The 14324-nt window shown below is 45.3% G+C and carries 15 protein-coding genes; 13 read left to right on the forward strand and 2 right to left on the reverse strand.

The genetic code is table 11. From position 1 onward, the window contains the following. Positions 1-3: 3 nt before the first annotated feature. Complete coding sequence (locus IE163_RS09700; protein WP_189432660.1) at positions 4-426, reverse strand: FAD synthase family protein; 423 nt, start codon at positions 424-426, stop codon at positions 4-6. Between the two features lie 155 nt (positions 427-581). Between IE163_RS09700 and IE163_RS09705 the strand changes: the two genes are divergently transcribed. The 13 genes from IE163_RS09705 (at position 582) to IE163_RS09765 (ending at position 13239) form a co-directional block, all read left to right on the forward strand. Beyond that, the gene (locus IE163_RS09705; protein ID WP_189432662.1) at positions 582-1898 is read left to right on the forward strand and encodes a glycosyltransferase family 2 protein; all 1317 of its coding nucleotides are present in this window, start codon (positions 582-584) and stop codon (positions 1896-1898) included. Further along, complete coding sequence (locus tag IE163_RS09710; protein ID WP_189432664.1) at positions 1891-3684, forward strand: hypothetical protein; 1794 nt, start codon at positions 1891-1893, stop codon at positions 3682-3684. Before IE163_RS09705 ends, IE163_RS09710 begins: the two co-directional genes overlap by 8 nt. A gap of 105 nt (positions 3685-3789) precedes the next feature. Further along, a complete protein-coding gene (gene rfbF, locus IE163_RS09715; protein ID WP_189432666.1) occupies positions 3790-4560 on the forward strand; it encodes a glucose-1-phosphate cytidylyltransferase in 771 nt (256 codons plus the stop codon). Next, complete coding sequence (rfbG, locus tag IE163_RS09720; RefSeq protein WP_189432668.1) at positions 4545-5636, forward strand: CDP-glucose 4,6-dehydratase; 1092 nt, start codon at positions 4545-4547, stop codon at positions 5634-5636. The genes rfbF and rfbG overlap by 16 nt, the downstream gene beginning before the upstream one ends. After that, on the forward strand, positions 5624-6184 hold the full coding sequence (locus tag IE163_RS09725; protein WP_189432670.1) for a dTDP-4-dehydrorhamnose 3,5-epimerase family protein: 561 nt from the start codon (positions 5624-5626) through the stop codon (positions 6182-6184). Before rfbG ends, IE163_RS09725 begins: the two co-directional genes overlap by 13 nt. After that, entirely contained in the window at positions 6181-7404 is a 1224-nt protein-coding gene (locus IE163_RS09730) for a class I SAM-dependent methyltransferase (RefSeq protein WP_189432672.1), read from the forward strand. Before IE163_RS09725 ends, IE163_RS09730 begins: the two co-directional genes overlap by 4 nt. Beyond that, positions 7401-8555, forward strand: a complete 1155-nt coding sequence (locus tag IE163_RS09735; RefSeq protein ID WP_189432674.1) for a DegT/DnrJ/EryC1/StrS family aminotransferase — start codon at positions 7401-7403, stop codon at positions 8553-8555. The genes IE163_RS09730 and IE163_RS09735 overlap by 4 nt, the downstream gene beginning before the upstream one ends. Position 8556: 1 nt before the next feature. Further along, positions 8557-9234 carry a class I SAM-dependent methyltransferase gene (locus tag IE163_RS09740; RefSeq protein WP_189432676.1) on the forward strand — a complete coding sequence of 226 codons (678 nt, stop codon included), beginning with the start codon at positions 8557-8559 and terminating at the stop codon, positions 9232-9234. Continuing rightward, positions 9231-9863, forward strand: a complete 633-nt coding sequence (locus tag IE163_RS09745; RefSeq protein ID WP_229833511.1) for a formyltransferase family protein — start codon at positions 9231-9233, stop codon at positions 9861-9863. The genes IE163_RS09740 and IE163_RS09745 overlap by 4 nt, the downstream gene beginning before the upstream one ends. Beyond that, positions 9839-10576 (forward strand): WbqC family protein, encoded by a 738-nt coding sequence (locus IE163_RS09750; protein ID WP_189432678.1) that lies wholly within the window; start codon positions 9839-9841, stop codon positions 10574-10576. Before IE163_RS09745 ends, IE163_RS09750 begins: the two co-directional genes overlap by 25 nt. Next, positions 10560-11336: a cephalosporin hydroxylase family protein gene (locus tag IE163_RS09755; protein WP_189432699.1), complete on the forward strand. Its 777-nt coding sequence runs from the start codon at positions 10560-10562 to the stop codon at positions 11334-11336. The genes IE163_RS09750 and IE163_RS09755 overlap by 17 nt, the downstream gene beginning before the upstream one ends. Before the next feature lie 90 nt (positions 11337-11426). Next, positions 11427-12164 carry a hypothetical protein gene (locus IE163_RS09760; protein ID WP_189432701.1) on the forward strand — a complete coding sequence of 246 codons (738 nt, stop codon included), beginning with the start codon at positions 11427-11429 and terminating at the stop codon, positions 12162-12164. A 25-nt stretch (positions 12165-12189) separates the two neighbouring features. Beyond that, a complete protein-coding gene (locus tag IE163_RS09765) occupies positions 12190-13239 on the forward strand; it encodes a hypothetical protein (RefSeq protein ID WP_189432703.1) in 1050 nt (349 codons plus the stop codon). Between the two features lie 75 nt (positions 13240-13314). Here the strand turns inward: IE163_RS09765 and IE163_RS09770 are convergent, their stop codons facing one another. After that, the gene (locus tag IE163_RS09770; protein WP_189432705.1) at positions 13315-14304 is read right to left on the reverse strand and encodes a TylF/MycF/NovP-related O-methyltransferase; all 990 of its coding nucleotides are present in this window, start codon (positions 14302-14304) and stop codon (positions 13315-13317) included. Positions 14305-14324 lie beyond the last annotated feature (20 nt).

Here is a 14324-nt window from a genome sequence, read left to right on the forward strand (position 1 = left end):
CCTCTAAAGCTCATCATTTCTTAATTTTACCAGCACGTCGTTGATTAAGGTTGACGAAGTTCCTTTGGTATAAGGGAAATAGACAATTCGAACACCGACACTAGTAAATTGATGTTCAATGTCTTGCCATTTTTCGCTTTGAAACCAATCATCGCCAACAAAGATCACATCAAACTTCAATTTTTCCCATGCTGCGAACTTATCCATACTCTCTTGTGGGACAACCGCATCAACATACTCGATGGCCCTTACAATCTCCATGCGTTCTTCAAAATTAATAACGGCCTTTTTATTTTTGTAGGCGACTAAATCGTCAGTGGTAATGCCAACTATCAGCTTGTCACACATAGCCTTAGCGTTACGCAGCAGGTTTAAATGGCCAATGTGAAATAAGTCGAAGACACCTGTGGTATAACCAATAATCATTTTTCAACCCGAAATTGCTTTATTTAACATTATCTATAGCTTAGCTGTATTCTTGAGTCTACTCTATGAATAAGTTAACTTAATAAAAAAGTTGACGTTGACTTTTTACTATCGATAACGATGGTGATGACCTAAATTTTAAGGTATGGCTAATTATGACATTAGGGAATTTGACTAATCCCTTCATTTCTTTGGTAATTCCAACCAGAAATCGCCCCGAGCTGGTTGAGTATTGTCTGGCGTGTATTGCAGCCCAAACGTGCACGGATTTTGAAGTCATTTTATCTGATAACGGAACTGACCGTTTATGCGAACAGCAATTTCAACTATATCGGCATGACAAGCGGTTTAAGTATGTACGCCCATCTGCTGATTTAAATATGTGTGATCATTGGCAATTCGCGGTGTCCTTCGCTCAGGGGGAGTATGTAACGATTCTTAGCGAGAAATTTATGTTACGGCCTGACGCCGTTTTGCTACTTTCGCAAATGGCCAAGCAATACCAAGCGGATATCTTTAGTTGGCAGTTTGAGCGCTATGAGGCCAACGGAAATGACATATCTAAAGGTCATTATCATCCGTTAATGAAGCCGGTTGCACCAAGTTATTACAGCACGGTTGACGAGTTAAAACGACGACTGAATTTTGCTACTCCGACGTTTTGTCGTCAATTTCGCCATAAAACTAGCTACGGAAAAATGTATTCCGGGTGCGTAAAACGCAGTGTTCTACTTAGAGCACAGGCACATTTTGGTAGCGTGTTTCAGCCTTATAGCCCAGACTATACTTCAATGATTGCCTTGCTAAATGAAAGTGAGCTAGCGATAGATGTCGGTCAAAGTTTGATGGTGGTGGTTTTTGGCTCTCAGATTTCCACCGGGGAAGCGACCAAATCGTCGGTACAGGTGGCGGTTGATTATTGTTCAGAGTATAAACATATCATTGAGGACTTTACCCAGAGAACATTGTTCGATGGTGCCTGGGTCGGTCACAACAGCTTTATTGCTTATGACTATCACTTAATGTGTAAACAAGCGACCTATGGTCCTTTATCCGAGCAGTCAGTTAATCGAGCTAATTTACTTAGTTGGTTAATGACAGATATTAACGATATATCGGATTGGGGAAACTATGATGAATCAGCGTTCAAAGCTGCAATCGATTTTCATCTTTCACAATTTGAACCAGCTGAGCAGACAGAGATCTTACGCCGGGCTAAAGAGTTTGAGCATAATAAGCCTTGTTCTAGGGAAATTTATCACTCAGGTTTAGCTAAGTTAATAGATATGCCACCTAATCTGACAGCTGAGGCCTTAGCTCAAATGCACTGGTGTGATGGCATTGCGCCAGCTAGAAAAAATGTACTTAACCAGGATGAGGGGATACTGGCAGCCGTCGATTACTGCTATCGATACAATGCAAGTAGTTGTAAATTGTTGAATATTAAATTATCCAGCATAGAAAATGTTTGAGGTATTGCAAGACATTACAGAGCTATCGCAGTGGTCTACGCAACAGCCGGTGATACCCAGGCTGGGTTTTTTGCTGTTCCCATCAGCAGTATCTAGCCAGTTAACCGATTTTATCGCAGAATGTTGTGCCTATGCTAATGGCGGTGTCCGCTGCTGTGTTGTTTATGCGAACATGGAGCTTACAGCGGTATTAGAACAGCTGGTGGATATGTCGGTAACAATATTGCCTTTGTCGCTGCTACAACAGCACAGCGCTTTACAAGGCAATTGTGCTCTGGATATGTTATTTATTCAGGAAAGCTATTTTGCGCCTGAGCTAACATTGCCCAAAAATTTAGTTAGGGTGGGCTTACCGCACGGTACTGATATTCCGATAAAGAAAACGCTAACCACATATGGTGGCATATTGGAATTTGATTATGTGCTGGCGATCTCTTCCTACCCGGCAATGGATGACCAGGCGTTTTATCACGAATACCCACTGCCGCTGCGAAGCCACCAGCGGCCATATTGTTGTGTCATTCCTTTTGGTATGCCGAAGTTTGACCGGTTTTTGCGTCAGTGCAGACTGGCAGGTAAACCTGATAGTATTATTTTTCATCTTTCGAACCTACGTATCGAAAGACCAGATGTTGTCGCGCTCAGTGCACATCTGCTGCCTCTGATACTGCAAGCTTTTCCCCATTACAGGGTTATTTTCAGGCCATTCCCTGCTGATCTAGCGCACCCTGACGTCAGAGCATTAATTGATATTGGTCAAGGCTTTGATAATTTTATTGTTAGTGACAGCCCTTCTTATATTAATGACTACGCGCGCGGTTCAGTTATGTTGTGCTTTCGCGACTACTCTGAACATTTGTTTGCACAGGCAACAGGTCGGCCGGTTCTGCTGGTGGACGAAGAGTCAGATCAATTGTTGACTAAGATTGAGCTGGCGTTGTCAGATAAGAGTTTAAATACTAATAAGCCGCGAGTATTTAACCCCGGAAACTCGGTAGGCTACCTGCTAAGCCAACTTGATTTCATGCTGACTGCTAAAACACACCCTGAGTGGCAATATTTTCAACTTAGCATGAAGGACAGTGAGGCAGATATTGCTGTGTTAATCCAGCGTCATCTTAGTGGCAGCTCTCCTTTTCATAAGTTGGCGCTGGCAGCACTAACAAAATTTCCAGACCAGTTTCGCTATGTGTTGGCAGTAGTTGTCTCGCTAAGTCGTGCGCCATTGCTGGCAAACCAGCAGTTAGCTCAACTGTACTGGCAAAAAGCAGTTGACGTGCTAACCAGCTGGCTGGCAATTCGTCAAATTGACAAGCCGCAATTAACCTTGTTAGCGTGCTATCTGGCGCAGGCAAATCAAGCGTGCCAACGCTATTTGTGTTATCCGAAGCAATGTAGTGAGGCTTATCGAGCCTTTAGTCTCAGATTGGCGAGGGCATTAAAAACGGTGAAACCACTTACCGTCATGTCTAGGAACTTTCGTCACGCACAGAGTAGTACAACCTTATTATCCGGCGGAGATGTACAACTCTACGGTGCCGGAGAACTGGGACAACGATATGCTCTAAATAGTCGATTCAGAGAGATTTTTAATATTGTCAACTGGGTAGACCAAAGTGAGCGGATGCAAGGGCAAAGATTAGCGGACGTAACGATTTCAGCGCCGAGTACGCTAAGTCAATTTAATGCTCCGGTACTGGTATGCTCGGTTGCCTATGCTGAAGAGATATACTGCTATCTCACAACACAATTAGGCCTGCAGCACGATATCTATTTCGTTGAATAACTGGCCTGATATATGCTATCGACTGTAGATAATTGATCTGGCGTCAAAAAATCAGCTGCATGCAGCTGCCTTTGCTGCAGATGGGTACAGTATGAAGGATATCTTATGACAAAAGCCGTGATACTGGCCGGGGGGTTAGGCACCCGTATCAGCGAAGAATCGCATTTAAAGCCTAAACCAATGATTGAAATAGGTGGTAAACCCATCCTCTGGCATATTATGAAAATCTATTCGGCGCATGGCATCAATGATTTTGTTATCTGTCTGGGGTACAAGGGCTACATTATCAAAGAATACTTTGCCAACTACTTTTTGCATATGTCTGATGTTACTTTTGATATGCGCTCTAACAAAATGGAAGTGCATGAAAAGCACGTGGAACCCTGGCGCGTAACCTTGGTAGATACCGGCGAAAACAGCATGACCGGTGGTCGTTTGCGCCGGGTGAAAGATTATGTTGGTGATGAAACTTTCTGCTTTACCTATGGTGATGGTGTAGCTGATATCAATATTAAGCAGGCATTACAACAGCATAAAATAGCCGGTAAAACGGCTACTGTCAGTGCTATTCAGCCACCCGGGCGCTATGGTGCGTTAAATATTAATAATGGCTTGGTACAACAGTTTCAGGAAAAACCGGCAGGTGATGGTGCCTGGATCAACGGGGGTTTTTTTGTATTGGAACCTTCAGTCTTTGACTACCTGCACCAGGACAGCGATAGCTTTGAAGGTCGGCCACTGATGCAATTGGCTGAGCAAGGCCAGCTGAACGCTTATCAGCATGAAGGGTTTTGGCAAGCAATGGATACTTTACGCGATAAAAATCAGCTTGAGGCGCTTTGGCAATCTGGTGAGGCGCCATGGAAGATTTGGTAGAATCCTGTTTTAACGGTACCTTTGCCAGCAAACGCGTACTGCTAACCGGGCATACTGGCTTTAAAGGCAGTTGGTTAGCATTGTGGTTGCAACAGCTTGGTGCAGAGGTAACCGGCTTAAGCTTGGCACCCGATACTGAACCTGCCCATTGGTCTTTTCTTAATCTTACCGGCCAGCACTTTGCACAGGATGTCTGTGACGCTGGCGCCGTTAGAGAAATAGTGGACAAAGTCAAACCGGAACTGGTATTGCATCTTGCCGCGCAACCGTTGGTGCGGCAATCCTACACTGATCCGATAACGACCTGGCAAACCAATGTTATGGGTACCGTTAATGTACTGGAGGCTTGTCGTTTACAACGCTCAGTGCGCGCTGTTATTGCGGTTACCACTGACAAGGTCTATGACAATACGGAAACGGGCATTGCTTTTACCGAGCAACAACCGTTGGGCGGCCATGATCCTTACAGCGCCTCAAAAGCGGCCTGTGAATTAGTGGTACAAAGTTATCGCCGCAGCTTTTTTGCATCAGGTGGGCCCTTGCTCGCTAGCGCCAGGGCTGGCAATGTTATCGGTGGTGGTGACTGGGCTGCCGAAAGGCTGATCCCCGATGTTGTCAGGGCTTGTCACGCCAGCTCAGCTTTAGTTATTCGCTCGCCCAACGCTGTGCGGCCCTGGCAGCATGTGTTGGATTCCTTGTCGGGTTATTTGCTGCTAGCAGCAGAGTTGCTCCGCGGCAGGCAAGAGCTGGCCTGTAGCTGGAATTTTGGTCCGGCGCAATCAGACAGCAAAACAGTGCTCGATGTATTGACACTAATGCAGCACCATTGGCCAGAGCTATGCTGGCAAAGCGACAATACGCCAGCGCAATGGCATGAAGCTGGCCTGCTGCGGCTTGATACCAGCAAAGCTGGACAGCTGCTACAGTGGCAACCTATATGGAATGTGTCGCAAGCCGCTGAGAAGACGGCACTCTGGTACCAGGCATTCTATCAACAGCAACAATTACTGACACAACAACAACTGCAAAATTATATCGCCGACGCCCGGCATCAGGGTGCCGTATGGACAAACTAAGCCGGCAAAGCACCAAGCTTGCGGGTGTTGAACTGATCACGTCACTGCGACATAGCGATAGCCGGGGTAGTTTTAGCCGCTGGTTTTGCCAACAAGAGCTGGCATCGTTACTGCCAAGGCAACAGATTGTGCAAATAAATCATTCTATCAGCAGCAAACAGGGCACCGTTCGTGGTATGCATTTTCAGTATCCGCCCTACGCTGAGTATAAGCTGGTGCGCTGTATTGTCGGCCGGGTGTTTGACGTGGTAATAGACTTACGAGCGGGGTCTGCCAGCTTTATGCAACATATAAGTGTGGAGCTGTCGCCGGAGCAAAACACTATGTTGTTAATACCGCCCGGCTGTGCTCATGGCTTTCAGAGCCTGACCGATAATGCTGAATTGCTATATCTGCACAGTGCTTTTTATACGCCGGACGCTGAAGGCGGTCTGCGTTTTGATGATCCTGCGCTTAAGATTGACTGGCCTTTGCCGATAAGCTGTGTATCCGAGCGCGATGCGCAGCTACCTTTGTTAAACCAACATTTTTCTGGACTTAAATTATGAATTGTCGGCATTGCCAGCATCAATTAACGCTGCCACTGGTTGACCTTGGTGTTATGCCACCATCAAATGCTTATCTTAGCCAAGCAGATTTAAGTGCCAATGAAGCCTGTTATCCGCTTAAAGTATGGGTTTGTCAGCATTGTTGGTTGGTTCAGACTGAAGATTTCACCAGAGCCGATGAACTTTTTACGGCAGATTATGCTTATTTTTCATCAACTTCGGCCAGCTGGCTGGCGCATGCTAAAGACTTTGCTGATGTCAGTGTAAAAAAACTTGCCTTGGATAAGCAGAGTTTTGTGGTGGAGCTGGCCTCTAACGATGGTTATCTGCTGAAAAACTATGTCGCAGCAGGCATTCCGTGCCTTGGCGTTGAACCGACAGCCGCCACGGCTGCTGCAGCGCGCGAGCTTGGTATTGAAGTTGTTTCTGCGTTTTTTGGTGCGCAAAAAGCGACTGAGCTAGTGCAGGATTACCGCCAAGCAGATTTAATCGTAGCGAATAATGTCTTGGCTCATGTACCCGATATTAACGATTTTGTAGCCGGCATCGCCCGGCTACTGGCGCCTGAAGGCACTGTTAGTATAGAGTTTCCGCATTTGCTCAATCTACTGGAGCTATGCCAGTTCGACACTATTTACCATGAGCATTATTCTTATTTATCCTTGTATACGGTGCAGCGTATTTTTGCCGTTGCAGGGCTGCGCATTGTTGATGTTGAAGTACTGAGCACTCACGGAGGCAGCTTACGAGTTTGGCTATGTCATCAGCATAGCCAACAGTTGGCTACGGCTGCGGTAGGCAAGGTATTGCAACAAGAACGACAGGCCGGCTTGCAAAGTGCTGACGCTTACAGTGGTTTTCAGTCGCGGGTCGATAATGTCGCCGCACAATTAAAAAGTTTCTTAACAGAGTGCCAGCAAAGTGGTAAGAAAGTGGTCGCCTATGGCGCGGCGGCCAAAGGTAACACACTGCTTAACTATGCGGGTATAGAATGTGAACTGTTGGCTGTAGTGGCGGATGCTGCGCCCTCCAAGCAGGGCAAGTTTTTGCCAGGCAGTCATGTACCTATAGTGCCTCCGGCTCGGTTGGCAGATCTGAAACCCGATTATGTGCTGATCCTGCCGTGGAATATTAGTCGCGAGATAATTTCTCAACTCCAACAGTTGCTTGCGAAAGGTACTAAATTTGTCACTGCAATACCGGAACTTAGAATTTTATGAACAGTAAAATTGCCTATACCAAGCCCTCTATTACTGAACTGGAAATTCGTTATGTCACTGATGCTGTTACACATGGTTGGGGTGAGCAGTGTTATCAATATATAGAGCGATTGGAGCAGCAATTTGCCAGCTACATAGGTACTAAATATGCTGTTGCTACCTCAAGTTGCACAGGTGCTTTGCATATGGGGTTGGCGGCATTAGGTATTGGGCCTGGTGATGAAGTTATTTTGGCTGATACAAACTGGATAGCCAGCGTTGCACCTGTAGTGTATTTAGGCGCAAAACCGGTGTTTGTTGACATTCTGCCAGACAGCTGGTGCCTGGACCCTACAGCTGTTGAGCGCGCTATAACAGCTAATACCAAAGCTATTATTGCCGTTCATTTATACGGCAATCTGTGTGAAATGGCACGATTGCAGGCGTTAGCAACAAAACACGGCCTGGCTTTAATCGAGGATGCCGCAGAAGCACTGGGTTCTGAATATCATGGGCAGAAAGCTGGCGGTATCGCTGATTTTGGTGTGTTTTCTTTTCATGGCACGAAAACGATGACAACTGGTGAAGGGGGAATTTTTATTACCAATAATGCGACGCTTTATGAAAAAGTGCTGACATTAAGTAACCATGGCCGAAAGCGTGGTCAAACGAAACAATTCTGGCCAGACGAACTGGGTTACAAGTACAAAATGTCCAATATTCAGGCAGCGCTTGGCTGTGCACAACTGGAACGAATTGATGAATTGGTAAGCGCCAAACGCGCAGTTTTTGCCAGATACCGGGAGATTTTGGCGCAGTGTTCTGAGCTGACACTTAATCCTGAGCCTGAAGGAACTATTAATTCTGCTTGGATGCCGACCGCGGTATTTTCTAAAGAAAGTCGAATAACCAGAGACCAATTACAGCTGGCTTTTTCTGCAGAGAACATTGATGCCAGAGTGTTTTTTTGGCCGCTAAGCAGTCTTGCTATGTTCAAAAATTCAACAGAAGTAGGTCAAGCAAAATTGTCATATGATATTTGCCAGCGTGCTATTAATTTACCCAGTTTTGTTGGGATCAAAGATACTGAAATTAATAGAGTATGCGATGTCATCTTCAATCTCATCGCTGAAAATAAGTCTGACAAGACGGATGTCGCCAGAGGAATGTAAAATGGGCTCTATCTCCGAAAAAATGGAAGAACATTATAAACAGACTTTTGAAAAGCACGGGGCAACCAGTCTGGGAGTTGATTGGGGCGCAGTATCTGCAGATCACCAGCTCAGGTTGCAAAAAATGCTGTCAGTTTTGTTAGAAGGCCATGAAGATGCAACTGTTCTGGATGTGGGTTGTGGATTTGGTAGCTTGTATGATCTTATAGTCAAGAATGACATTTCATTGCGATACAGTGGCGTGGACCTCTGTGAAAATATGATTAACTATGCGAAAAAGCAACACCCCAATTGCGAGTGGATAAATGGTGATTTTTTGTCACTTAACTCTGAACATGGTACGTACGACTATGTAGTGTGTAATGGCATTCTTACTCAAAAACTTGTCGTCGGACAAAAAGAAATGGATTCTTTCGCTAAAGAATTAATAAAAAAGATGTTTTCAATGTGCAACGTTGGTGTTGCATTTAATATTATGACAACGCATGCAAATTATTTTACCGAAAATCTATATTATCGAAACCCGGCAGAACTGCTGGGTTGGATCATGTCTGAGTTAACTGGCAAGGTGAAGCTGGATCATTCCTATCCGCTTTTTGAATATACCTTATATTTGTACAAGGAAGATTTTCCTTTAATGTCGTATGGGGCCCATAGAACATTGAAGGGGGAAGTGTGAAGGTAGGCATCATCTGCTCTAGCGGTGGTTCAGTCATTCATTACGCTGCGGAGATATGGCGCGGTTTAGGGAGAGATCTGGAGTGTTTTATTGTTACCGATAGGCTTTGTGGTGCTGAAAGTGGCCTGAATTTGAGGCGAAAACATATTCGAATTAATGAGACTGTATCAGAAAAGTTCAGCAAGCAATCTGCTCAGTGGTTTGTTGAGAACGAAGTGAAGTCCTGTCTGTTATTATTTAGTCGAATTGTTTCCTCAGAATTATATGGTGTTATTGATACGGTAAATATACATCCTTCTTTGCTGCCTGCTTATAAAGGATTTAAAGCTGTTGAAAGAGCGTTCAATTCTGGTGATCAAATTTTAGGTGCTACTTTGCATAAGGCAAATGATGATGTTGACAATGGACCGATTTTGGCTCAGTCCTGCAATGAGATGACGGGTGTTGATTTATTGACTGATTGGCATAGGGTATCATTTGCTCAGAAGGTTTATTTAACGTTAGTTTGGTTGGAGTTAGTTAGAAACCCAATTCAGCCTTCAGTGCTACTTAGATTAGACACTGCCCGAGCATTTGACGACTTTATTAATAAAGAGGGGATAATATGGAAACCACTACCTGTAAAGTAGTGATTTCTCAGCCTATGTATTTTCCTTGGCCGGGAATGTTAGAGCAAATCCATCTTGCTGACCGTTTTGTATTTTATTCTGATGTTCAATTTGCTCGGGGCTTTTATAACAGGGTGCAGGTTAAAACTACTGCAGGGTGTGTATGGATGACTGTGCCTCTTGCAGAGCAACATAGAGGACAATTGATATCTGAAGTTAAGGTTGATTACCGAAAAAATTGGCAGTCTGATCATCTGAATTTGTTAAAGGAATCTTTTCGCAAATCCCCTTTTGCTGAGGATGCTATAGCGTTATGTGAGCATGTTTGGTCGGCTGGCCATCTCACTCTTGGTGAACTGGCCAAGAGTTCAATGCAAGTGTTGTCAGATTATTTTGACTTAACTGCTTCAACTCATTTCTGTGATTCAGCTCAGACGGGTATTTCAGGGAAAAGTACACAAAGATTGATTGATCTGGCGGGTTCATTTAATGCTAAAACATATATTACCGGTCATGGCGCAGCTAAGTATATGAATCACGAAGCTTTTGAGAAAGCTGGCATCGATGTAGTATATATGAAGTATCAATGTAGACCTTATCCTCAACCATGGGGAGCTTTTACTCCTTTTGTTACGAGTCTTGATTTGGTAGCTAATGCTGGCAAGGCAGGGAGAGAGTTGCTTTGTTCAGGATATATCAGTTGGAGGGAATTTTTACATGAACGAACACGATAAGTTTCAACAGGAAGTATTAGAAAACATCACAAGCTTGAGCAACGATGCAGATCTTCAGGCGTTATCCCGTATCTGGATTCGGGAAATTGCCCCGCATAAGTGGTCATATAATTTTAGCTGGCTTGGCAGACCTGCCATTCAGTTTCCAAATGATGCTTGGGCATTACAGGAAATTGTTTGGAAAGTTAAACCCGATTTAATCATAGAAACCGGTATCGCTCATGGCGGTTCTTTAATGATCAGTGCATCTTTATTGGCATTGTTAGATTACACGGATGCAGTAGAGTCAGGACAAGTATTAGATCCGAAAAGCAGTCGGCGTAAAGTTATTGGTATTGATATAGATATACGTGAGCATAACAGGGATGCTATTGAGCGGCATCCATTAGCGCATAAAATTCAGATGTTTCAGGGTTCAAGTATTGATCCAGAAACTATTAAAAAGGTAAAAGAAGCGGCAAAGGGATATCAGCGAGTGCTTGTTTGCCTGGATTCAAATCATACATACGAGCATGTGTTGTCCGAATTAAACGCATATGCTCCTTTAGTGAGCTCTGGCAGCTATTGCATAGTCTATGACACTATAATTGAAGATATGCCTGCCCAACTGTTTGATAATCGGCCATGGTGCCCTGGAAACAGTCCTAAAACAGCTGTGTATGAGTTTATTCAGCAGCACCCAGAGTTTGTTATCGATAAACAAATAGATGCCAAACTACAAATAAGCGTAGCGCCGGATGGTTTTCTGAAACGGCGGTAGTTATCTTGCCTTTAGCGTTGGGTTTATCCATTTGGCTGGGAGCCGGGTTTGAACATACCTGACTGACAAAAACAATAAGGAGATTGCAGCATGTCGTTCGATGCTAATGGCCAGATACTACAGCTGAACCGGGCGCTGCTGGCAGATACAGACTCGCAGTACCGACATGATATGCATTGCCGGCTACTGGCGGCACAGGGGTATGTCCGGTATTTTTCCATTGTTGAAGGCCAGCTGAGTATCTACCGGCACCCGGCCGTGCAGCTTGGGCCACGCGAGCAAATTATTTCGGTGAACCCTCATCTGGGCGGACCGCTGAAATACTTCAGACAGGCGGCCGGTGCTGAATGTTATATGCATGTGTTTGAAGAGCGTATACATCAATATGCTAATTTATGTCGCAATCTGGCGCATTGGCGCCTCGATGACTGTGTCACGCCGGTATGCGCCGCTATCTGGTCCGGCACAGGTCTGCAGACGATCAATCACGATGGACATAGTGGTATTTTTTATTTTCCGAAAACGACAGCCGTGCAGCAGTGTGACAGGGCGGCTGTCAGCAATGCGCATCAGGCTTACCGGCTGGATGATTATCTGGCAACGCAGCATTTCAGTCCTACGTTGATCGAGTGCGGGCGGCCTGGGTTAGCAGAGCATATCGTCGCTGGTGCTGAGCACACTATTAAAACCTGCAAACCTAAATTGATTCTGGTTGATGCTCCGGGGTGTGAATGGTTGTCATTGGTAAAACAATGGGTACCGGAATACAAGGTTTATTACACTGAAGCGGGCAGAAAGAGAGCCGCCGCTTATATGCTGACACTTTAACCGGCAGCATCGCCAGAGGGTATTTATGCACCAGCAGTTATTTTTACAACAGCTCGCTCAGCTTCCGGTTGCTCCGGTGCCTTTTATCGACAGTCAGCAATGTCAGGGCTTCAAGGTTATTATCGCTGGTGAACAAGCCGATGTTACGCCGGCGGCTCGGTTTTTAGCGGCTGGTGGTGCAACTATACTGGAATTGGTTACGGACTTGGCGTTGGGCGGCCGGATACCGCCGAAGCTTGCAATGCTGCTTGAGGATGACCGCCGTTATGATGCACTGGTATTGGTGAGTCGTGCTGAACTGTCTTTGCTAGAGAAGTTTAAACAATACAGAAACAAGCTGTATTTATATCGGTCGGCAACTGCCCGGCCAGAGCAGGTAAATTTAAACCTGCTGTCTGATGAGGTATCCAGACGCGTCATGAGTCAGCAATTTTATTTGCTGCAACATAACTGCTATCTGGAAGGCTTTTCTGAAGAAGCCGGGGCGCAATATTTTCATCCAATTGTTCATGCGGTAGCTGGTGAAAAGATCCTGTGTATCGGTCCCTATCTGGGCAAACCTTTTCAAGCATTTTCTAGTACCAGTGGTGGGGATTTTACCGCCCATTGTCTGGAAGCGAATCCATTTACTTATGCAGAACTCTGTATCAATTTAGTTAGTTGGGGCATGCAGACAAAAGTGCGTCCGGTGTGTGCCGGCGCTTGGTCTGGTACCGGGATGGTCGCTTTTGCCAGTGAAGGCCATACCGGTGGCGGCAACGTGTTGGCATTAGATAGCGGCCGGGTGGTGAAACCAGGCGAAATCGACATGGCTATCTTCACTTATGCTGTCGATGACTATGTCCGCGAATCTGGTTTTGTACCGAGCCTTCTTGAAAGTGGCCGGATTGGCATTGCCACCGAAGTGGTTAAAGGCGCAAAAGACACTATTATTCGTCATCGGCCTAAAATGATACTGTTGGATTATCCGGATACTGAAGCCATCGCGTTGATAAAGCAGTGGGTGCCTGACTATAAGGTGTACTACAGCGAATGCGGGCGTGAGAGTTACGGCGTATTTTTTCTGTCTGTTTAAGCGCGATATCAATTTGAAATTCAGCACTTTTAAACGTAATCCGGCCAGCTTTTTATTGCTGACCGGGGCTTAGGATTAACTAATTTTAGTAATAATAATGCTCCCCCCCTGATCGGGTACTGGTACTTTTGCCAGTTTGCCATGCTTTGCTTCATAATCGGCTACAGCCTGTTTTACACCCCGAAACTCAGCGTGGTTGTAGTCATGTAGCATTAAGTAGCCGCCGTTAGTCAGCCGAGGGTAAAAGTATTCGATGGCATTGAGCATTGGTGTGTATAAATCTACATCTATCGATACCAGAGCAAACTGATCTTCCAGACCATCGAGCGAATCAGGGAAAAAGCCCACTTTAGGGATGCAACGTTCCGGGTGGGGCATACGCTGCATCACTAGCGCTACACTGGTATCGGCAAAATTATTACTGCGGGTAAAAAATGCCGCATCGGCGTAGCCTTGTTGGATATCAGTTTCTCGTTCAGTGGGGTTAAAACCGGCGAAAGTATCAAACAGATATAAGGTTCTGTCTGCAAACAGCGTATTGATCACTCTGGCAAAGTTACCTCTAAACACACCTACTTCAGCCAGATTACCGCTGATATTTTGCTGCTGAATTTGCTCTGCTAGCAGCTCCAGCAATTTAAACCGGACATAATCGTACTCAGACTTGTACATTGCTTCCTGGTTGGCGGCGTGTTGGTATGACATAGCCAGAGAATAGTAAGCTGCCAAAGGCTGTTCGGGGTTGTCATATTGCGCAAAGTACTCCCCTGATTCTGCACTTAGCACGTCCATTAACGCCTTATAATAGACAAATTTAATTTTTTGCAGCGGAATGGCCAGTGTTCGCAGGGTATAAAACGTTGCGGCGTACTCATTAGCTAATACTACATAATCAAATTGCAGCGCAGGCAATTGTGCCGGTGCCAGTACTGGTAAATTACAAAATGGCGCGCTGTCTGCGGTTGCATTGGAGTCAATAAAACCGAGAATATGGTAGTGTCTATGGTGGTTGTCGTAATACTTGCGGGCACCACTGCCAGTGCCATAAATGTAAACAGATTGCATCTGTTGCTCCTTAGAAGTTT

It is taken from the genome of Alishewanella longhuensis, assembly GCF_014653435.1.
In the GTDB taxonomy this organism is placed as follows: Bacteria; Pseudomonadota; Gammaproteobacteria; order Enterobacterales; family Alteromonadaceae; genus Alishewanella; species Alishewanella longhuensis.